This is a genomic window from Nocardia sp. XZ_19_231 (genome assembly GCF_015355705.1).
In the GTDB taxonomy this organism is placed as follows: Bacteria; Actinomycetota; Actinomycetes; order Mycobacteriales; family Mycobacteriaceae; genus Nocardia; species Nocardia salmonicida.
On record NZ_JACUZI010000001.1, the window covers coordinates 1,368,677 to 1,388,898 of the forward strand.

The 20,222-nt window shown below is 67.1% G+C and carries 21 protein-coding genes; 8 read left to right on the plus strand and 13 right to left on the minus strand.

Annotated features, from left to right (window positions below):
- The first annotated feature begins 124 nt into the window (after positions 1-124).
- The 3 genes from IBJ82_RS06140 (at position 125) to IBJ82_RS06150 (ending at position 1,540) form a co-directional block, all read left to right on the plus strand.
- Positions 125-709, plus strand: a complete 585-nt coding sequence (locus IBJ82_RS06140) for an HdeD family acid-resistance protein (RefSeq protein ID WP_194824891.1) — start codon at positions 125-127, stop codon at positions 707-709.
- 80 nt (positions 710-789) lie between these two features.
- A complete protein-coding gene (locus tag IBJ82_RS06145) occupies positions 790-1,140 on the plus strand; it encodes a hypothetical protein (protein WP_194824892.1) in 351 nt (116 codons plus the stop codon).
- A 13-nt stretch (positions 1,141-1,153) separates the two neighbouring features.
- Positions 1,154-1,540: a VOC family protein gene (locus IBJ82_RS06150; protein ID WP_194824893.1), complete on the plus strand. Its 387-nt coding sequence runs from the start codon at positions 1,154-1,156 to the stop codon at positions 1,538-1,540.
- On the opposite strand, the gene IBJ82_RS06155 is transcribed toward IBJ82_RS06150, so the two are convergent.
- From IBJ82_RS06155 to IBJ82_RS35315, 3 genes are all read right to left on the minus strand, one after another.
- On the minus strand, positions 1,541-2,341 hold the full coding sequence (locus IBJ82_RS06155) for a HugZ family protein (protein ID WP_194824894.1): 801 nt from the start codon (positions 2,339-2,341) through the stop codon (positions 1,541-1,543). It lies immediately after the preceding gene.
- Entirely contained in the window at positions 2,338-3,594 is a 1,257-nt protein-coding gene (locus tag IBJ82_RS06160) for an alpha/beta hydrolase (protein WP_194824895.1), read from the minus strand. The genes IBJ82_RS06155 and IBJ82_RS06160 overlap by 4 nt, the downstream gene beginning before the upstream one ends.
- Positions 3,595-3,807: 213 nt before the next feature.
- Entirely contained in the window at positions 3,808-4,524 is a 717-nt protein-coding gene (locus IBJ82_RS35315; protein ID WP_194824896.1) for a metal-dependent hydrolase, read from the minus strand.
- A 151-nt stretch (positions 4,525-4,675) separates the two neighbouring features.
- Here IBJ82_RS35315 and IBJ82_RS06170 point away from each other — a divergent pair, with 151 nt between their 5' ends.
- Positions 4,676-5,131: an SRPBCC family protein gene (locus tag IBJ82_RS06170; protein WP_370585167.1), complete on the plus strand. Its 456-nt coding sequence runs from the start codon at positions 4,676-4,678 to the stop codon at positions 5,129-5,131.
- Between the two features lie 56 nt (positions 5,132-5,187).
- On the opposite strand, the gene katG is transcribed toward IBJ82_RS06170, so the two are convergent.
- Together katG and IBJ82_RS06180 are read right to left on the minus strand one after the other, a co-directional pair.
- Complete coding sequence (katG, locus tag IBJ82_RS06175; RefSeq protein WP_370585168.1) at positions 5,188-7,416, minus strand: catalase/peroxidase HPI; 2,229 nt, start codon at positions 7,414-7,416, stop codon at positions 5,188-5,190.
- 11 nt (positions 7,417-7,427) lie between these two features.
- Positions 7,428-7,835, minus strand: a complete 408-nt coding sequence (locus IBJ82_RS06180; RefSeq protein WP_228536761.1) for a Fur family transcriptional regulator — start codon at positions 7,833-7,835, stop codon at positions 7,428-7,430.
- A gap of 155 nt (positions 7,836-7,990) precedes the next feature.
- Between IBJ82_RS06180 and IBJ82_RS06185 the strand changes: the two genes are divergently transcribed.
- On the plus strand, positions 7,991-8,512 hold the full coding sequence (locus IBJ82_RS06185; protein WP_194824898.1) for a hypothetical protein: 522 nt from the start codon (positions 7,991-7,993) through the stop codon (positions 8,510-8,512).
- A 107-nt stretch (positions 8,513-8,619) separates the two neighbouring features.
- Positions 8,620-9,666: a fused (3R)-hydroxyacyl-ACP dehydratase subunits HadA/HadB gene (locus tag IBJ82_RS06190; protein ID WP_194824899.1), complete on the plus strand. Its 1,047-nt coding sequence runs from the start codon at positions 8,620-8,622 to the stop codon at positions 9,664-9,666.
- A gap of 34 nt (positions 9,667-9,700) precedes the next feature.
- Here the strand turns inward: IBJ82_RS06190 and IBJ82_RS06195 are convergent, their stop codons facing one another.
- Complete coding sequence (locus IBJ82_RS06195; protein ID WP_194824900.1) at positions 9,701-11,896, minus strand: molybdopterin oxidoreductase family protein; 2,196 nt, start codon at positions 11,894-11,896, stop codon at positions 9,701-9,703.
- Positions 11,897-12,058: 162 nt separating this feature from the next.
- On the opposite strand from IBJ82_RS06195, the gene IBJ82_RS06200 reads away from it, so the two are divergent.
- Entirely contained in the window at positions 12,059-12,403 is a 345-nt protein-coding gene (locus tag IBJ82_RS06200) for a hypothetical protein (RefSeq protein ID WP_194824901.1), read from the plus strand.
- Positions 12,404-12,696: 293 nt separating this feature from the next.
- Here IBJ82_RS06200 and IBJ82_RS06205 read toward each other — a convergent pair whose 3' ends face one another.
- On the minus strand, positions 12,697-13,314 hold the full coding sequence (locus IBJ82_RS06205; protein ID WP_194824902.1) for a TetR/AcrR family transcriptional regulator: 618 nt from the start codon (positions 13,312-13,314) through the stop codon (positions 12,697-12,699).
- 117 nt (positions 13,315-13,431) lie between these two features.
- Here IBJ82_RS06205 and IBJ82_RS06210 point away from each other — a divergent pair, with 117 nt between their 5' ends.
- Complete coding sequence (locus IBJ82_RS06210) at positions 13,432-14,292, plus strand: SDR family NAD(P)-dependent oxidoreductase (RefSeq protein WP_194824903.1); 861 nt, start codon at positions 13,432-13,434, stop codon at positions 14,290-14,292.
- Between the two features lie 4 nt (positions 14,293-14,296).
- Here IBJ82_RS06210 and IBJ82_RS06215 read toward each other — a convergent pair whose 3' ends face one another.
- From IBJ82_RS06215 to IBJ82_RS06240, 6 genes are all read right to left on the minus strand, one after another.
- Complete coding sequence (locus IBJ82_RS06215; protein WP_056809731.1) at positions 14,297-14,902, minus strand: ATP/GTP-binding protein; 606 nt, start codon at positions 14,900-14,902, stop codon at positions 14,297-14,299.
- Positions 14,883-15,257: a DUF742 domain-containing protein gene (locus tag IBJ82_RS06220; RefSeq protein ID WP_056809730.1), complete on the minus strand. Its 375-nt coding sequence runs from the start codon at positions 15,255-15,257 to the stop codon at positions 14,883-14,885. Before IBJ82_RS06220 ends, IBJ82_RS06215 begins: the two co-directional genes overlap by 20 nt.
- Positions 15,258-15,269: 12 nt before the next feature.
- Positions 15,270-15,674 carry a roadblock/LC7 domain-containing protein gene (locus IBJ82_RS06225; protein WP_056809728.1) on the minus strand — a complete coding sequence of 135 codons (405 nt, stop codon included), beginning with the start codon at positions 15,672-15,674 and terminating at the stop codon, positions 15,270-15,272.
- A 1-nt stretch (position 15,675) separates the two neighbouring features.
- Positions 15,676-18,015 (minus strand): nitrate- and nitrite sensing domain-containing protein, encoded by a 2,340-nt coding sequence (locus IBJ82_RS06230; RefSeq protein ID WP_370585169.1) that lies wholly within the window; start codon positions 18,013-18,015, stop codon positions 15,676-15,678.
- Between the two features lie 219 nt (positions 18,016-18,234).
- Positions 18,235-18,642 carry a DUF779 domain-containing protein gene (locus tag IBJ82_RS06235; RefSeq protein WP_194824905.1) on the minus strand — a complete coding sequence of 136 codons (408 nt, stop codon included), beginning with the start codon at positions 18,640-18,642 and terminating at the stop codon, positions 18,235-18,237.
- Entirely contained in the window at positions 18,642-20,159 is a 1,518-nt protein-coding gene (locus tag IBJ82_RS06240) for an aldehyde dehydrogenase family protein (RefSeq protein ID WP_194824906.1), read from the minus strand. Before IBJ82_RS06240 ends, IBJ82_RS06235 begins: the two co-directional genes overlap by 1 nt.
- Between the last annotated feature and the right edge of the window lie 63 nt (positions 20,160-20,222).

A 20,222-nucleotide genomic window follows, 5' to 3' on the forward strand; every position in this document is an offset into this window, starting at 1 on the left:
TCGCCAGGGCAACGATGTGGCGGGCCGGTTCGACGGCCGCGGCGTGCGACCCGCCAGATCGCGACACGATGACAGCCCCAGCTATTTTCCGGAAAACCGGAGCGACCGGGCATAACATCTCGTTATGACGACAAATACCGTGATAGGGAGCCCGTTGACGGCTCTTGCCAAGAAGACCTGGCAAACAATTCTGGTCACCGGCCTCCTCGCGGTGGTCCTCGGCATCATCGTGCTGGTGTGGCCCGGTCCGTCACTGCTCGTGGCGGGCATTCTGTTCGGTATCTACATGGTTGTCAGCGGAATCTTCCAGCTGATCGCCGCCTTCACTCATCTGCCGAGCACCAGCTTTCGCGTGCTGTCGTTCATCAGCGGTGTGCTGTCGCTGATCATCGGCGTCTTCTGCTTCCGCGACGACCTGGCCTCGATCGTGCTGCTCGGGCTGTGGATCGGTATCAGCTGGCTGTTCCGTGGCGTGGCCGTGCTCTTCGCCGCGCTCTCGGAGTCGGGCGTGCCCGGCCGCGGCTGGCAGATCTTCTACGGCATCATCAGCGCGCTGGCCGGTGTCGTCTTGATCGTGTGGCCGATCTCGTCGCTGTCCACGCTGGTCTGGGTCGTCGGCATCTTCCTGATCATCATCGGTGTCATGGAGGTCATCACCGCCTTCGGTGTCCGCAAGGACGCGCATCTGCTGGACCAGCAGGTGGTCTGAGCCCCCCACGGAAAAGTTCGTCTGAACCGGCCGGTGCCTTCGGGTACCGGCCGTTTTCGTCTGAACTACGCTTCGCAGCTATGGAATTCGTTTACAACCTGGTGGTCGTCACCCATCTGCTCGGCATGGCCGCGGTGGTCGGTGGCTACGTCGCAGGGCGCCCGGTGGTGTCGGAGCTGATGGTGTGGGGTGCTCGCGCGCAGCTGATCACCGGCGTGATCCTGGCCGGGATGGCTTCGGGAATCGACTCGCTCGACAAGGAGCCGGATACGGCGAAGCTGGCGGTGAAGCTGGCGGTCGCGTTCGCGGTGGCCGCGTTCGCCGAAATGGGCAGGGGCGATGCGAAGCGGGGCAAGCAGATCGACTGGATGACCGATGCCGCCGGTGGCCTCGCGATCGTGAACGTGCTGGTCGCGGTGCTCTGGACCTGAGCGGGCGAGCGACATGCGATTTCTCGGCGTCCACCACATCGCGATCATCGCGACGGACTACGCCCGCTCCAGAAGCTTCTATACCGAAACCCTCGGCGGCACCGTCATCGACGAGAACTACCGGGCCGATCGCGATTCGTGGAAGCTCGACATCGAGCTGCCCGGCGGGGTCCGCATCGAACTGTTCTCGTTTCCCGACCCGCCTGCACGGTCGAGCAGGCCGGAAGCGGCAGGCTTGCGGCACCTGGCTCTGGCGGTCGCGAGCGTGCCCGCCGCCCTCGACGAGCTGCGAGCCCGTGGCGTCCGGACCGAGGAACTGCGCACCGATGAACACACCGGCAAACAGATGGCCTTCTTCTTCGATCCGGACGACCTGCCGCTCGAGCTGTACGAGGCGTGATCAGTCCGTCGCGCGGGCCCGTTTGGCCAACTCGACCGTCGCCGCGCGCAATTCGCTGATCTCCGACAGCGGCGCGGCGTAGCCGACCCGGGTGCGCGCCACTCCGCGGGGGGATTCCACGCGTAGGTCGAGGCCGTAGCGGTCGGCGCGCTCGCAGGTGGCGGCGATGGCGTCGGGGAAGCCGCCCAGCTGCTGGGCCATCGCCAGCAGTGCTTCGGCGTGGTCGGCGTTGAGGTGCGCGATGCCGGGCGCGGCGTGCGCGACGATCGGGTCCGGCTGTGCGGCAAGGTAATCGGCCGCGGAGGCCGAATCCATCCGGCCGTAGCCACCGACCCAGCGCACCCGTTCGATCCGCAACACCCAGAGCGTGAAATCGCTGTAGTCGATGTAGTACTTGGCCGCCGGGATCGCCGCCAGGTGGGCCGCGCGGGCCGCTTCGGCCTCGGCGCCGGTCGGCCGTTCCACGAAACCCGCGAGGGTGATCCTGGTGCCCGCGAGCGGGTCGGCTGGAATGTCGGGCGTGACGATCGCGATGCTGGCGCGCGGATCGGCGGCCAGATTGCGGCCGTGTTCGGCCAGCCGCGACACGCTCAATACCGGTGCGCCGTCGAGCAATCCGTAGGTGATGAACGAGGCCCACGGTGCGCCGTCGGCGGTGAGGCTGGCCAGGGTGCCGGTATTGGTGCCTGCCGCGATGGTTCTGGCTTCTTCGGCCGGCGAGGGGCGGGCCTCGTTGGCCAGGGGAGCGGTCGGCAGCGGAATGGCAGGTGCGTCGCCCGGATCGCCGTGGTCGAGAGTCATGGCCACAGCGTATCCACCTGACGCGAGCGGCGGGGCGTGCTCGACAACCAGCTGTGCAGCGCATCGTAGACAGCGTCGTGATTGAGCAGGCTGAAGTGGTTGGCCCCGGGGATGTGCAGGCCGTTGACCGCGTCGAAATCCAGGCGCCTGGTCCGTCCGCGTCCCGACCCGCTTCCGGTGAGAACCATGCCGTCGCCGATGATCACGCCGAGTGGATGCTTCGGGCTGTGGGTGATGGTCGTGGTGACGAAGTAGTGCTCGACGCCGGCGAGCAGCGGCACTTCCTTGACCGCCCGCGCCCGCAGGGTGTCCACATCGAGGTCGCGCCAGTCCTCGTCGACCAGCGAACCCTGACGTAGGTCCCGGATGCCCGCGCTGCGCCTGCGCAGCAGGGTGCTCAGCGGCCGGGTCTCGGGCAGCCGGTCCAGTGCGGCCGAGGCGTAGTGCACGAACTGTTCGAGCGGCGCACCGTGATGAGGGGAACCAAGGCACACGACCTGTCGCACCGATCGCACCCACGCCTGGCCCGACTCCTCGGCCTGATGGCAGGCGCTGCGCATGATCAGTCCGCCCATCGAGTGCCCGACCAGGCAGATCTCGTGCACCGGCATCGGCCAGCTGTCGACAAGGCGGGTCAGCAGGGCGCTGAGCTGGGCGGCGTTCTCGGAGATGTGCAGCCCGGAATTGAAGCGGACGAAGACTGGGATATAGCCGAGATCGGCTTCCAGGCGCTCGCCGTAGGTGGGGCGGTGACCCAGGCGCCAGGAGTGTTCGGTCTCCACGAGTCCGTGCAGGAGCACGACCAGTCTGGTCGTCGGCACCGGGACGTGGGCGGCGAACTCTTCGGGCGGAACAGGAACGCCGTCGACGCGAAAGGTCATGGGGGAGGAGAGGATCGGGGTCTCGTCTTCGAGCGAGTCACCGATCAGCCCCTGGATCGCCGCCAGTACGCCCGAGCCCCACACCGTGCGCGACGGCGCGGTGACGCCGGGCAGCGTGACCGCGCTCGCGACCTCGCCGACGACGAATCCGGTGCCGCTGACGGCCGCGTATATGCCGTCGGTGATTGCGTCGTGCACGATCTTCACCGGAGCCGCCGCGGGTCCGACGCCGAACCGCACCGCCGCGAACACCCGATCGGAGATGGCGCGGTGGATGGCCGCGATCCCGTCGACCGCACCGACGAACTCGTCACCGGCGAGCCGCGTGAGCGCCTGTACTTCGGCCTGGGATTGGGGGAGCTGCTCCGTCACAGCCCTGAGAGTACAACTGTGCACTGAAAGACGTTCGATCTGGGGGCGGCTTCGAGACCTGCGACGATGCCGAGCCGCTGGGTCTGGGGCGGGTCACAAATAACATCGTGATACAGCGATATGCGCATCAACGAATGTAGTTGCGTCAGGATGACAAGGGGGCCGGCTGCGCCGACCGGGCTCGGGACGGCGGGAGCCCCGCCGCCCCGGTGATCACGGCTGGTGCGTGATCGCGTACCAGAGCGCGCCCATCGTGCCGAGCACGAACAGGGGGGAGATGACCCAGGTCTCGACCCGGTTCCCGGTCCGCTCGATCAGTGGCACCCGGGTACGCAACGGAAACGGCCACAGCAGTCGACAGCCCCGGTCGGTCAGGCAGTCGCCGAGCAGGTGCGCCAGACATCCGAGGCCCACGCAGATCGGGAGCCACACCGGCCGATCGACGATCCAGTGATCGACGGCGAAGGTTCCCGCCGTGGCCAGCACGATCACGGTTCCGTAGGTCCGCACACTCTTCCCCGGCGGGCACAGGTGCAGCGAACGCACCGCCAGCGCGAGGAGGAAGAACACCAGGCCCAGCGTGAACGGCCTTCCGAGATAGTGCTCGCCCGCCCAGGTCGCCGCGACCGCGGCAACGACGAACAGCAGCGAATGTGTTCCGTGACGATGCCCGCCCGACGCCCAGGAGATGAACCGGCACAGGTGATGTGACACCGGGCCGAGCACGTGGGAGATGGTGCCGCTGGGATGATCCGCGTCCGGCAGCAGCGCCGCACCCGCGGTGAGCAGCGTGCCCATGATGAGTTCGGCGATGCCGAATTGCGTTGTCTCGCTGTCGAACAGAGGGAAAGCCGCGACCGTGAGTGGTAACGCCGCGGCAGTACCGGCCCAGGCCAGCGCCCCACTCGTCGCATGTGAATGTCCTAGCACCCCGCAACGTTAGAGTACGTCACGACTTCGACGCATATGCCGTGGACAGCGCCGGAATGCGGTGCTCATCAAGATCGTTGGGGCAGGCACTTAATCGCTGCCTCGAGCGGAATGGTTGCCGGGGTGGGTGAGCTGCTGGTTCTATCGCGCGGTGACCGAAACCATCGACGTGCCACGCATCGTCCACGCCTCCCGCGACGTCGCGGCGAGCCCCGCCGCGATCTTCGACCTGATCGCCGATCCCGAGCAGCAGCCCCGCTGGGACGGCAACGACAACCTCGCGCAGGCGAGCGCGGGCCAGCGGGTCCGCGCGGTCGGTGACGTGTTCACCACGACGCTGACCAACGGTGCCGACCGCGACAACCACATCGTGGAGTTCGAGGAGGGTCGCCGCATCGCGTGGAACCCGTCCGAGCGTGACAAGACCCCGCCCGGACACCTGTGGCGCTGGGAGCTCGAGCCGATCGACGACACCCACACCCGGGTGACCCACACCTACGACTGGACCGAACTGCACGACGAGCTGCGGCAGGTGCGGGCCAAGGCCACGACCGCCGACAAGCTGCAGGCCTCGGTGGACCGGCTGGCCGAGCTCGCGGAGTCCTGACGACAGCGAAACACCCTGCGACGCACTGTGCGTCGCAGGGTGTTTCGCTGTTCGGATCAGGCTGTGACGTCGAACCGGTCCAGGTTGCTCACCTTGGTCCACGCGGCGACGAAGTCGTGCACGAACTTCTCCTTCGCGTCGTCGGTCGCGTAGGCCTCGGCCACCGCTCGCAGCTGCGAATTGGAGCCGAACACCAGGTCGACCCGGCTACCGGTCCAGGTGACCGCACCGGTGGCGCGGTCGCGGCCTTCGTAGACGTTGTCGTCGGTGGCCGACGGCGTCCACTCGGTGCCCATGTCGAGGAGGTTGACGAAGAAGTCGTTCGTCAGCGCCCCCGGGGTCTCGGTGAACACACCCAGCGACGAGGACTGGTAGTTCGCGCCGAGCACGCGCAGACCACCGATGAGCACGGTCATCTCGGGTGCGCTGAGCGTGAGCAGGTTCGCCTTGTCGATGAGCAGGAACTCCGCGGGGATCTGCGCGTCCTTGGACACGTAGTTGCGGAACCCGTCGGCCGCGGTCTCGAGCGCGTCGAACGACTCGACGTCGGTCTGGTCCTGGGTCGCATCGGTGCGGCCCGGCGTGAACGGCACCGTCACCGGGAAGCCGGCGGCCTGGGCGGCCTGTTCGACACCGACCGCACCGCCGAGGACGACCAGATCGGCGAACGACACCTGCACGCCGCCCGTGGCGTTGAACGTGTCCTGGATGCCCTCGTAGACCCGCACCACCTGGGCGAGCTCGTCGGGCTGGTTGACCGCCCAGCCCGCCTGCGGCTGCAGCCGGATCCGGCCGCCGTTGGCACCGCCACGCTTGTCGCTGCCGCGGAACGACGAGGCCGCCGCCCACGTCGTCGTCACCAGCTGGGCGATGGACAGTCCCGAGGACTGGATCTGGCCCTTGAGGGCGGCGATCTCGGTGTCGCCGATGAGCGGGCCGTTCTGGGCGGGAACCGGGTCCTGCCAGAGCAGTTCCTCGGACGGCACCAGCGGGCCGAGGTAGCGCACGACGGGGCCCATATCGCGGTGGGTGAGCTTGTACCAGGCGCGCGCGAACGCGTCGGTGAACTCCGCGGGGTTGTCCAGCCAGCGGCGGGTGATCGGCCCGTAGACGGGGTCGAACCGCAGCGACAGGTCGGTGGTCAGCATGACCGGCGCGCGCTTCTTGCCCGCGATGAACGGATCGGGCACGGTATCGGCGCCCGCGCCGTCCTTCGGGATCCACTGATGCGCGCCCGCCGGGCTCTTAGACAGTTCCCACTCGAACCCGTAAAGGGTTTCGAGGAAGTTGTTGTCCCAGGTGATGGGGGTGCTGTTCCAGATGCCTTCCAGGCCGCTGGTGATCGCGTCCTCGCCGACACCGGAGCCGAAGCTGCTCTTCCAGCCCAGCCCCTGCATTTCCAGCGGCGCGGCTTCCGGTTCGACGCCGACCAGGTCGGCGTCGCCCGCGCCGTGGGTCTTGCCGAAGGTGTGCCCGCCGGCGATGAGCGCGGCGGTCTCCTCGTCGTTCATCGCCATCCGGGCGAAGGTCTCGCGGATGTCGGCGGCGGCGGCGAGAGGATCCGGATTGCCGTTGGGGCCTTCGGGATTGACGTAGATCAGGCCCATCTGGACCGCGGCGAGCGGACGGTCGAGATTGCGGTCACCGCTGTAGCGTTCGTCGCCGAGCCAGGTGCGCTCGGGACCCCAGAACACGTCTTCCTCCGGCTCCCACGCGTCGACGCGGCCGCCACCGAACCCGAAGGTCGGCAAGCCCATCGACTCGAGCGCGACATTGCCGGTGTAGACGATGAGGTCGGCCCAGGAGAGCTTGCGGCCGTACTTCTTCTTCACCGGCCACAGCAGGCGGCGCGCCTTGTCGAGGCTGGCGTTGTCGGGCCAGCTGTTGAGCGGGGCGAAGCGCTGCAGGCCCGCGCCCGCGCCGCCGCGGCCGTCACCGACCCGGTAGGTGCCCGCGGAGTGCCAGGCCATCCGGATGAAGAACGGGCCGTAGTGGCCGAAGTCGGCGGGCCACCAGGACTGCGAGGTCGTCATGACCTGCTCGATATCGGCCTTCACCGCGGCCAGATCGAGGGTGGCGAATTCGGCCGCGTAGTCGAAGTCTTCGCCCATCGGGTTCACCGAGGGCGGATTCTTCTGCAGCAGTGTGAGATTGAGCTGGTTCGGCCACCACTCGCTGTTCGCTCCGCGCGCGTCGGTGGAGGCGAACGGACGATGCATGACGGGGCAACCACTGTCACCGGCTTCCGTGTTGGCTTCCGCGATAGGTGGGTGTTCCTCGGGCACGGTGAATCCTTTCAGGAGAGTGATGGTGATGTCGTGCAGTCGGGGCACCTGCCCCAATAGATGACTTCTGCCTCGTCGACGACGAAACCGCGGTCGTCGAGGGGAGTCAGACAGGGCGTGTCGCCGACGGCGCACTCGACATCGACGATCACCCCACAGGATCGGCACACCAGGTGATGATGGTTGTCACCGACGCGGGTCTCATAGCGCGCGACGGTGCCCATCGGTTGGATCCGCCGGAGCAGTCCGGCGCTGGTTAGTGCCCGCAGTACGTCGTAGACGGCCTGTTGGCTGACGGCCCCGAGGGTGGCTCTGACTCGGCTCAGAATGGTGTCCGTGTCGGCGTGCGGATGCTGGTGCACTGCGGTGAGCACCGCCAGGCGTGGCGCGGTGACGCGCAGTGAGGCTGCGCGCAGCATCTGTTCGAAGTCCGATTGTATGGACACATTCCAGATTATGACTCATTCCAGATAATGTGGCAAGGCTTTCCGTCTGACAATTCGGCGAAACTCGAGCAATACTGTGCGAGGAGGCCGGTCGGGGAGATCGGTCAAGGAACACGGGGTGGGGATCGATGTCGAATCGTCAGTGGTATGCCATTTCCGCGATCGCGGTTGTGCTTCTGGTCGGTGGTTGCGGGGGTTCGGACACGTCTGTCGCCGCCACGCCGACGAGCAGTTCGTCGAAGGCCACCACGACCGTGCGCGCGACCACTCCCGCGGCGCCGGTGCTGAACCGCCGAGGCGAGAACGGTGCGGTGGTCCAGCAGGACGGGCTGGTCGGCGCGGGCAAGCTCGACATCGTCAACGGCAACAGCGACGACTTCGCGGTCGTGGTCACCAACGGCGATCCCAAGAAGCCGCAGGCCACCATCTACGTCCAGGGCAATTCCAACGCCACGCTCGACGGCATCGACGGCACCTACTACGTCTATCTCAAGACCGGCAAGGATTGGGACGAGGCGACGCTCGCCTTCACCCGCGAGCGCGAGTTCCAGAAGTTCGACGACCCGTTCGACGGTGATTCCGACTGGGAGATCACGCTGCAACCCTCTATCGGTGGCAATGCCAGCACCAGCGACGTACCCTCCTTCTGAGCGCGAGGGAAGGCGACAGAACTGTGAACTGTGCCAAGGAATGCCCGGTCCGCCTGCGCGTCGACTAGCCTGCCGGGTGTCCGTTCCCCGAACGAAGGTGATTCATAGTGACTTCCGTAGTCGATGTCCCGCCCGTCGATGCCCCTGATACTGCGTCGAAGGTAGGGCACTACTACCGGGTAGAGGGTGTCTACGAGGTCGGCCGCGAGAAGATCCGCGAATACGCTCGCGCGGTCCAGGACTTCCACCCCGCGCACTGGGAGGACGAGGCGGCTGCCGCGCTCGGCTACCCGGGTCTGGTCGCGCCGCTGACGTTCGTGTCCATCCCGGCTATGGCGGCCAACAGGCTGCTGTTCGAAACGGTGGTGGTCGGCTACGACATGTTCGTGCAGACCGAGCAGGTCTTCGAACAGCACAAGCCGATCGTGGCCGGTGACCGCCTCGTCGTCGACGTGGAGCTCTCCTCGGTGCGCACGATTGCGGGCAAGGACCTGATCACTGTCACCAACACCTTCGTCGACGAGCTCGGCGAGACCGTCCACATCATGCACACCACTGTCGTGGGCATCACCGGTGACGACGGGGTCGATCCCGCGATCACCGCCGCGGTGGAGAACATCATGGTGCACGGCGTGAGTATCTACAGCGCCGACAAGAACGCCGTCGTGGAGACCACGCTGCGTCCCGAGGGTGAGGTTCCGCTGTCCGTCGAGGGCGGCGCCCGCGTTCCGAACACCACGATGTCGTTCGACGAACTGACCGTCGGCGACGAACTCCCGCTGCGCGATGCCCGCCTCTCGCGCGGCGACCTCGTCAATTACGCCGGTGTCTCCGGTGACGTCAACCCGATCCACTGGGACGAGAAGATCGCCGAGCTGGCCGGCCTGCCCGACATCATCGCCCACGGCATGCTGACGATGGGTCTGGGCGCGGGCTTCCTCTCCACCTGGTCCGGCGACCCCGGCGCTGTCACCCGCTACGGCGTTCGCCTGTCGACCTACACGATCGTCGGCAGGGAAGGCGGCCAGGTCGAATACGTCGGCCGCGTGAAGTCGCTCGACCCGGCCACCCGCAGCGCGGTGATCGCCATCGTCGCCAAGTCCGGCGGTCGCAAGATCTTCGGTCTCGCCACCGCGAACCTGCGCTTTCGCTGAACCCGACGCGGTGGACCCGGATTCCTGATCGGGTTCACCGCGGCGCGGCGGCGACCTCGGATCGCGTTGTGGCGTCCGGGATTTCGGTCTCGACCGGGTTCACCCGCACCCACGTGCTGTTGACCGCGGAGGTGCCGGACAGCGGGTCGATGCGGGCCGGGTCGTGCAACAGGTTGACATTGGCGCCCGGCAGTCCCGCCGCGACGGTCCAGCCGACCCCGGGTTCGCGATGCCCCCATCCGTGCGGGATCGCCACCACCCCGGGGCGAATATCGCCGCTGATCTCCACCGGTATCTCGATCGAACCGACGGGGGATTCGATCGTCGCCGGATCGCCGTCGGCGAGACCACGGGCGGCGGCGTCGTCGGGGTGGATGAGCACGGTGCAGCGGTCACGGCCCTTCACCATCGACGGGATGTTGTGCAGCCAGGAGTTGTTGCTGCGCAGGTGGCGCCGTCCGATGAGTTGGAGGTCGTAGCCGGGTTCCGGCGCCGCGGTCGTCTCGTCGAGGACCGTGCGCATCGCCGCCAGGAAATCCTCGGGCACCAAGTGCGTCTTGCGGTCGCTGGTGCCGATCAGTTCGGGCAGCCGTGGCTGCAACGGGCCGAGGTCGACACCGCCCGGTGTGTCGCGGATCTTGCTGAGCGTCAGCCCTTTTCGCCCGCGGCGCAGGACGCCGTAGGGGCCTGTCGCGACGGCCGCCGCCGTCAATCGCAGGGGACTGAGCTGTTCGAACGCGGCGTTGAGCGCGCGTCCGGCGAACCGTCGTAGCGGCAGCGGTACCACCTCGGTCACCAGTCGGGCCAGGATCTGCCAGTCCTCGAGTCCGTCGGCCGATGGTTCGAAGACTTTGGCGTCGTAGCGGGCGTTGTTGCGAACGCTGAATATCGGGAACAGCAGGCTGAGTTCCTCGCGCTCCAGCGCCGAGACGGGCGGCAGGATGAAGTCGGCGTGCCGGGTCGTCTCGGTGACGTACATGTCCACAGCCACGTAGAAATCCAGTGACTCCAGCGCGGCGTCGAGCTTGTCCGCCTGCGGTGTCGAGAGCACCGGATTGCCCGCGTAGGTGATCATCGCCTTGATCTGACCCGGTCCGGGGGTGAGGATCTCCTCGGCGAGGACCGCGACCGGCAGTTCGCTGCGGAACGACTTGTGTACGCCGGACCGGTCGGTCCACGCGCCGTGGCCCATCGGCAGGTACTTCGCGTAGCGGGCGGCGTCGACGGCCGGGGAGGCGAACATCTGACCGCCCGCTCGATCGAGATTTCCGGTCACCGCGTTGATCGTGTTGACCAGCCAGTGGGTGAGCGTGCCCGTCACCTGCTGGCACACCCCGATCCGTGCGTACAACACCGCGGAGGGCGCCGCCGCGTGGTCGCGGGCCAGCCGTCGGATGGTATCGGCGTCGACGCCGGCCAGCGGCGCCATGCGTTCCGCGGTGGTATCGGCGACCAGTTCGGCGAGCTCGTCCCAGCCGGTGCAGAGTGACCGCACCGCCCGTTCGTCGCACAGCTCCTCGGCGATCAGCACATGCAGCATCCCGAGCAGCAGGTAGACATCGCCGCCGGGACGGACCGCCACGTGCTCATCTGCCAGCCTGGCCGTTTCGGTGCGGCGCGGGTCGATCACGACCACCGTGCCGCCCCGTGCGCGGACGTTCTTGATCCGCGTTTTCGCGCCGGGCATGGTGGTGATCGATCCGTTGGATACCGCGGGATTGGCGCCGAGCACCACCAGCCGGTCGGTGCGATCGATATCGGTGACCGGCATGAGAACGTTCGAACCGAACATCCGCCACGCGACGAATTCCTGCGGGAACTGATCGATCGAGGACGCGGAGAAGAAGTTGCGGGTCAGCAGGGCGGTCCGAAGCAGCGCTCCGTACATCACCGAGGAGCTGTGGGCGGCGGGGTTACCGATGTACATCCCGGTGGCGCTGGAACCGTGCGCGGACCGGACCGCGCGCAAACGCTGGCCGATCTCTCGGAATGCCTCGTCCCAGCCGACGGGCTGGAAGGTGTCGCCGACGCGGCGCATCGGTGTCCGCAGCCGGTCCGGATCATGGTGCAGACCGCCCATGGCGGTGGCCTTCGGGCAGATGTAGCCCTTCGACAGCACGTCGTCAGGGTTGCCTTCGATGCGGGTGACCTGCGAATCCTCGACGGTGACCAGAATTCCGCAGTGTGCCTCGCACAGTGTGCATTGCCGTGCAATCGTCGTGCTGTCCACAGCTGTTCCTACTTTCCGCTGAGCCCGGTCATGCCACGGTAGCGCGACCTGGTGCTCGGCATATCCGTCTACGGTCGGATTTCCGCGCAGCCCGGCGAGCGGGCGTAAAATCGTTTGCGATACGAAGCGCCTTCCTTTCCGCTCGGGTGAGGAGCAGATGCGATGCGTTCCACCGTTCGTCTCGGCTTCGCGGCCGCCGCGGTCACGGTCGCCGGGATCGCCGGGCAGGCCACCGCCGCCGCCCAGCCCACCTACTACGATCCCGTCATCACGCCGTGCAGTCACCTGTTCCGCACCCCGCTCGAACCGCCGCGCCCCGGCACCGACGCGTACTGGAGCCCGTTCGGCACCTCGAACATCGTCTGCTTCGACGATGGCACCGGGATGGAGCACTACTACCAGCGAGACCCATGGGGTCGCTGGCACGACATGAACGAACTGACCCCCGGTCACTTCTTCTACGTAATCTTCGATTCGTCGGTCCCGAACCAAGCGAACTGGGGCTGAGCGGACCGAGGGACGCGGCCGGCGACATCGTCGTCGCCGACCGCTCGGGGGTCAGGCGGAAACTGGTGCGCCCCCGGAGTTCTCGGTTGCCACCGGGGTGGTGACCCCGCCGGGTGATTCGATCGGTGGCCCGAACCGCACGGCGAAGCCGATGAGTCCGGCCGGGACCGCGACCGCGGCGGTCACGTACCAGGCGCGCTGGAAGGCATCGAGCGTGGCAGCCGGGGTGTTCGGGGTGCCGAGGCCCGGCCGAGTCGGCCGAACAGCGCTGTTGGGCAGCCTGTTCCGTGAGTTCAGCCGCGTAGACCGCGCAGGGCGGTCTCGACCACGCGATCGGCGAATTCGGTGGTCAGGGTGCCCGTGCGCAGTAGCCATCGGTCCATCAGTGGGCCCCAGATCATCGCGATGGCCACGTCGAGGTCGATGTCGGCGGCGATCTGGCCGGCGGTCTGCGCGGCGGCCAGCCGTCGGCGTTTCAGGTCGTCTACGGGGCCCTGGAGGCGTTCCACGTAAGTGGCGGCCAGGGCGGTGTCGTGCATGATGGCGCTGGTCAGACCGCGCAGGGGGAGATCGAAGCGGGGGTCGGCCAGTTCGGCGACGGTGGCGCGCAGGACGAGCTTCAGATCCGCTTCCAGGTCGCCGGTGTCCGGAAGGCCGGGTGTCGCGTCGTCGCCGGTCTCGCTGAGCATCAGGAAGGCGTCGAGCAAAACGGCGCCCTTGGACGGCCACCATCGGTAGATCGTCTGCTTGCCGACGCCTGCCCTGGCGGCGATCGCCTCGATGGTCAGCTTGTCGTAGCCGATCTCGCCTGCCAATTCGAAGGCGGCGGACAGGATCGCGCGCCGAGATCCCTCGTTGCGCCGGGTCGCGTCGGCCGTAGGACGGGGTGCGGGGTTCACCTGCTGACTCATGGCGCCATCCTACCAACCGAAGAGACGAGACGTTGCGTCTTGACAGGCGGGTGTGTCGGTGGCATCCTCGAATCATCAAACGAGACGCAACGTCTTGTCTAGGCAAGGAGGATAGATATGACCACCGCCGGTACCACCGCATCCCGCATCTGGTTCATCACCGGAGCCAGCCGCGGTCTCGGCCGGGCCTTCGCCGGGGCCGCGCTGGCGGCGGGGGATCGGGTCGCCGCTGCCGCGCGCACCGGCTCCGCACTCGACGAACTCGCCGCCGCCCATCCGGGCCGGGTCCTGCCGTTGATACTCGACGTCACCGATCGCGATGCGGTACACGAGGCCGTCGATGCCGCCGTCGCGCACTTCGGTCGCCTCGACATCGTGGTCAACAACGCGGGCACTCTGTCGATGGGCATGATCGAGGAATTCACCGAAACCGAGGCCCGCGCGCAGATGGAGGTCAACTTCTTCGGCGCGCTCTGGGTGAGCCAGGCGGTGCTGCCGCACCTTCGCGCCCAGCATGGCGGGCACATCGTGCAGGTCTCCAGCATCGGCGGACTCGCCGGGTTCCCGCTGTCGGGAATGTATGCCGCGAGCAAATTCGCGCTGGAGGGCATGAGCGAGGCGCTGGCGATGGAAGCCGCGGAATTCGGTGCGCGCGTGAGCATTCTGCAACCGGGCGGGTACTGGACCGACCTGTATTCGGCGATGGCGAACACCACACCGATCGAGGCCTACGCCCCGCTGCGCGCCCAGTTGGAGGCACAGTGGGCCGAAGGGTCGATCGACAGCGAACCGGCTCTCGCCGCCGAGGCGCTGCTCACGCTCGTCGGCGCGGAGGAACCGCCGCTGCGCCTGCTGCTCGGAAACATGGTGTACGACTTGGCCTTCGACCTCGCGCGCGCCAAGTTGGCCACCTGGTCGGCATGGGAGCAGACCAGCCGAGCCGCGGAGCGGGCAGTAGCCGCGCCGGGCTCGGCCTAGCCGCTCAGGTGGTGACGGGAGTCCGTGCGGCGCGATCGATCAGGTACTCGACCAGGTGCGTCAGCACCGCCTTGGCCGAGGGCCGATCGCGCGCGTCGCACAGGATCACCGGTGTGTTCGGGTCGAGGTCCAACGCGTCGCGCACCTCGTCGACCGTGTAGCGCGGGGCACCGTCGAAGCAGTTCACCGCGATCAGGAACGGCAAACCGCGTCGCTCGAAGAAGTCCACAGCCGCGAACGAGTTGCTCAACCGCCGGGTGTCGGCCAGCACGATCGCGCCGAGGGCGCCACGGCACAGCTCGTCCCACAGGAACCAGAAGCGGTCCTGTCCGGGCGTACCGAACAGGTACAGCACCAGATCCCGGTCGATGGTGATGCGACCGAAGTCGAGCGCGACGGTGGTCGTGTGCTTCTGCTCCACGCCCGACAGATCGTCGACACCGGTGCTGACCTCGGTGATCAACTCTTCGGTCCGCAGCGGCGCGATCTCGCTGATCGCGCCGACCATGGTGGTCTTGCCGACGCCGAAGCCGCCGGCGATGAGGATTTTGACCGAGGCGGCCATGTGCTGGTCGCCTGCGGACGTCGGGTCAAAGTTTTCGGATGCCATCCAGAACCGCTCGCAATATGTTGAGGTCACCGGCACCGGCCTCGGCCGATACCGGAGCCCGGAAGATGAGGTGGCCCTCGGCGATGAGATCACCGACGAGGATCTTGGTCACCGCCAGAGGCAGTTTCAGCACGGCCGAGACCTCGGCCACCGACTGCGGACGCTTGCACAACTGTGCGATCGTCGTGTACTCGGGTTCTGGTTTGCGCAGGGTGGGGGCGGGATGCACTGCTACCACCACCGTGAGCATGTCCAGGTCGTGCGCCGCACCCATGGTGCGGCCGCGGGTCACCGCGTACGGCCGGACCAGGGGTCCGGCCGCGTCGTCGAACCACGGATCGCCGAGTCGAGTCATTGTCGAAACTTTCTATAGCTGCGCATGCCCGTGCCGCGGCTCCGTCGACAGATAACTGCCGACCCGCTGCACGGTGAGATTCATTTCGTAGGCGACCATGCCGAGATTGGCCGACTCGTTGGCTTGCAGCGCCAGGCAAGCGTTCTCGCCCGCGGAGGTGACGAAGAGCACCGCTCGATCGAGCTCGATCACCGCTTGGCGCACACCGCCACCGTCGAACCGGCTACCCGCGCTGCGCGCGAGACCGTAGAGGGTCGAGGACATGGCTGCGAAGTGTTCGGCATCTTCACGCTTCATCTGCGAGGAGCGTCCGAGCAGCAGTCCGTCGGTGGACAGCACAACCGCGTAGCGGACCCCTGCCAGCCGGTCGACGAGATCGTCGAGTAGCCAGTTGAGATCACCGGGGGAAGAGTTCACCTCAGCCTTCCTGTTCGTCCTGATTCGATGTGGTCTGTTGCTTGCGACCCTGGCGGGTGCCGTTCTCGATCGCGGACATGATGTCGCGCGCCTGTTCTGCGGAGCGGGGACGCTCGGGTGCGGGTGGCACCTCGGCGGCGGGCTCGGTGAGCTCGGGTGCCAGATTCGTCTGCCTGCTGCGCCGCGGCAGTGCCGGGCGTTCGTCGGAGCCGGTGTCGTAGCGCGGGTTCTGCACGGGGGGCGCCTCCGGGGCCGGCGCCATCGGACGCGGGGTCGGCGGGTCGGCGACCAGGGTCGCGACGGGCGCCGGAGCCGCTTCGAGGGCGGCGACCGGTCCCGATGATTCCTGCGGGGCGGGCAGACCACGCCGCAGCGGGCCCGTCGTCGTGGGCGGCGTGCCTGCCGAGTCGGCCTCGCCCGCCAGCAACTGCTGGGGGATCAGCACGATGGCACGGATACCGCCGTAATCGGATTCGCTCAGCCGCACCGACACGCCGTGTGCCAGGGCCAGCCGGGCGACCACGAACAGGCCGAGGCGCGAGTCCGAGGACAGCGTGCCGACACCGAAGTCCGGCGGATCGGCCAGCATGCTGTTGTAGCGGACCAGGTCGTCGGCGCTCATGCCCATGCCCTGGTCGGTGATCTCGACGACCACACCCTTGCCGACGACATTGCCGCCCGCCTCGACCCGCGACTGCGGCGGGGAGAACGCGGTGGCGTTGTCGACGAGCTCGGCGAGCAGGTGCACGAGGTCGGCCACGACGGTGCCGACGACGTTGACATCGGGCAGCTTGGTGACGCGCACGCGCGCGTAGTCGAGCGTTTCACCGATGGCGCTGCGCACCACGTCCATCACGGGCACCGGCTGACGCCACTGGCGCCCCGGCCGACCGCCGCCGAGGATGATCAGGTTCTCGGCGTTGCGGCGCTCGCGGGTGGCCAGGTGGTCGAGCCGGAACAGCGTCTCCAGCAGTGCCGGATCCTCTTGGCGGCGTTCGGCTTCGTCGAGGATCTCGAGCTGGCGGTGCACCACGATCTGGCTGCGGTGGGCGATATTGAGGAACACCGCGCGCACACCCTCCCGCGTGCGGGCCTCGTCGACGGCGGCACCGATCGCCGCCGCGGCGGCGTGCTCGAAGGCCTTGGCGACCTGACCGATCTCGTCCTGCCCGAAGTCGAGGGACGGCGAGGTCTCGGCCGAGTCGACCTCCTCACCGTCGCGCAGAGCGCGCATGGTGGCCGGCAGCTTTTCGTCGGCGAGCTGCAGTGTGGCGGTGCGCAGGCGACGTAGGCGACGAATGATTCGATTGGCCAGGACCACCGAGACCAGGAAGACGAGCACGCTGAGCGCGATAACGCCGCCGCCGGCGGCGGCCGCGGTCGCCTCCGAGCGCTGTGCGGAGTCCTTGGCCAGAGTCTGGATGAATTGGTTGTGACCGGTATAGACATCGAGCAGCGCGCGATTGACGCTCGCCGAGGCGCTCTGCCATTCGGCGGCCGACATCGGCAGTGCGGGCGGGGTAGTCGCCCTGGCGGTGCTCGTGGTGGCGGCGGGAGCGGAGAAGCGCGCGATGATCGCGTTGTCCATTTGCGTGAGCTGTTGCCACGGCGCCGAGGCGGTCAGCGCGACGATCGCGTTGCGCTCGCCTTCGGGCAGTTCGGGGGTCAGGTTGCTGAGTTCGGTGCGGTAGAAGCCGCTTTGACGAATGAATTCGTCGACCGTGACAGCGAAGTCGCCCTCGGCCGATACCAGCGCCGACCCGAGCGCGTTGCCGCGTGACATGGCCTCGATGACGTTGAGCAGGCGCATGCCCTCACCCACGCCGGAGGACACGGTCGCGTCGGGGGCGGCGAGCATGGCGATCTTGGTGCCACGGATGAACTTGTCGACCACCAGGTTGAAGAACATGTAAGCGTCCGGTGCGGGCAACATACCCACGTCCGCGCCGCCGCGCATGGCCTTGAGGTGCCCCTGGAATGCTTCGAATTCGGTCTGGTCGTCGCCGATATCGGCGCCGTCGACGGCCTGCATCTGCTGCGCGATTTGATTGAGCTTCAGGAACGCGGCGTCCGTGCGCGTACGCGCGGCGGGTAGAGCGGGGGTGGTGGTCATGTCTCCGGCGACCAGCGACAGGGTGAGGTGACGCTCGGACTGGATCGCCTCGACCATCTCCTGGGTGAAGCGGCCGGCTTGTTGGAGTTCGGTGGCCCACGCTTTGGCCGTATTGCTCTCCTCGACCAGATAGCCGGCGGTACCGACCCCGACCACCACCAGGGTCAAACTCGGAATGAGAGCAATCGCCAGAATCCGGGTGCGCACACCGAGTCTCGCTAAGAACATCGCCATAACGTAACGGAATCGTTGCAGTGTTGTCGTGTGTGTCTCGGTGAGCGAGACGCGATTTGGTTTGTGCGGGAACACATTTGCTATATGGGGTCGAACACGAAAAAACGGCGAGCTCACCCCGCCGGCTGAGCCGCGATGGCCCAGTCGGCGGGGGCTCGCCGCGACCTGGCAGCGCCGGAAAGATGCTGCCAGGTCAGGTTTTCGGGGGGGCCGCTACAGGGTGCGGTCGGCGCCGGTTCGGGGTGGCGGCCCGGCCGCCAGTGCCGCGTTCTCCGCATCGGTCAGCAGCCTGGCGCGCAACACGAATCGCATGCCCTGGCCGGCTTCGAGCGAATCCTCGGCGGCCTCACCGCGCGTCACATCGACGGTGAGGTGGGTATCTTTCCAGCATTCGAATTGCGCCGGGCTGATCCAGAATTCGGTGTGCCAGGTGAGTCGGCCGAGCAGGATGTCGGCCTTCTCGATCGGGAACTGCTTGGTCGACAGGCATACCGGTGTGCTGTCGTCGTCGCAGCCGTCGCCCGCCTGGCGGAACAGCACCGGTCCGTTGTCCTCGATGAGGCGGCGCAGCAGGGTCTGGGCGCGCTCGGTGATCTCCACACGGTGGATTCGATTCTGCATCAGAACATCCCGAGTTTCGTCGTCGAATAACTGACCAGCAGGTTCTTGGTCTGCTGGTAGTGCCCGAGCATCATCGCGTGGTTCTCCCGGCCGAATCCCGACTTCTTGTAGCCGCCGAACGCGGCGTGGGCGGGGTAGGCGTGGTAGCAGTTGGTCCAGACCCGACCCGCCTTGATGCCGCGGCCCAGCCGATGGGCGGTGTTGATATCGCGGGTCCACACGCCCGCACCGAGACCGTAGAGAGTGCCGTTGGCGATGCGGATCGCTTCGTCGACGGTATCGAAGCGGGTGACCGCGACGACCGGGCCGAAGATCTCCTCTTGGAAGATCCGCATCGTGTTGTCACCCTCGAAGACGGTGGGTTCGATGTAGTACCCACCCGGTAGACCGTCGACCTTGCGTGCTTCCCCTCCAGTGAGCACGCGGGCGCCTTCGGCTCTGCCGATGTCGAAATAGGACAGAATCTTCTCGTACTGGTCGTTGCCGGCCTGTGCGCCGATCATCGTCTCGGTGTCGAGCGGATGACCGGACACGATGGCCTCGGTGCGGGCGATGGCGCGGGCGAGGAACTCGTCGTAGATCGACGAGTGGATCAGCGCGCGCGACGGGCACGTGCACACCTCGCCCTGGTTCAGGGCGAACATGACGAACCCCTCGACGCACTTGTCGAGATAGTCGTCGTCGGCGGCCATCACATCGGGTAGGAAGATGTTGGGGCTCTTGCCGCCGAGTTCGAGGGTGACCGGAATGATGTTCTCGCTGGCGTACTGCATGATCAGCCGTCCGGTGGTGGTCTCGCCGGTGAAGGCGATCTTGGCCACGCGCGGGCTCTGCGCCAGCGGTTTGCCCGCCTCGACGCCGAAACCGTTGACCACGTTGAGAACTCCGTCGGGCAGCAGATCGGCGATGAGTTCGACGACGAGCAGCAGCGACGCCGGAGTCTGCTCGGCCGGTTTGATCACCACGCAGTTGCCCGCCGCCAAAGCGGGGGCGAGTTTCCAGGCGGCCATCAGGATCGGGAAGTTCCACGGAATGATCTGCCCGACCACTCCGAGCGGTTCGTGGAAGTGATAGGCGACGGTGTCGGCGTCGATCTGCGACAGCGATCCCTCCTGGGCGCGAAGCACTCCCGCGAAATAGCGGAAGTGATCGATGGCAAGGGGGAGGTCGGCGGCGAGGGTCTCGCGAACCGGTTTGCCGTTGTCCCAGGTTTCGGCCACCGCTAGCGGTTCGAGACTGTTCTCGATCCGGTCGGCGATCTTGAGCAGGATGTCGGATCGTTCGGTGGCCGAGGTCGCGGCCCAGCGCTCGGTGGCGCGGTGCGCGGCCTCGAGCGCCATGTCGATATCCGCGGCGGTGGAGCGGGCCACCGCGCAGAAGGCCTCACCGTCGACCGGTGAGGTGTTGTCGAAATAACGGCCTTCGACAGGAGGAGACCAGTCACCTCCGATGAAGTTGTCGTATCGGGGGGCATAGCTGACTATGCCGGTATCCGATCCGGGTTTGCCGTAGATCATGCGCCTCGCTCCTCGCGACCTCTGCGTGGTGCCCCACACTATGGTCGGCGAAGGTTGGTACGA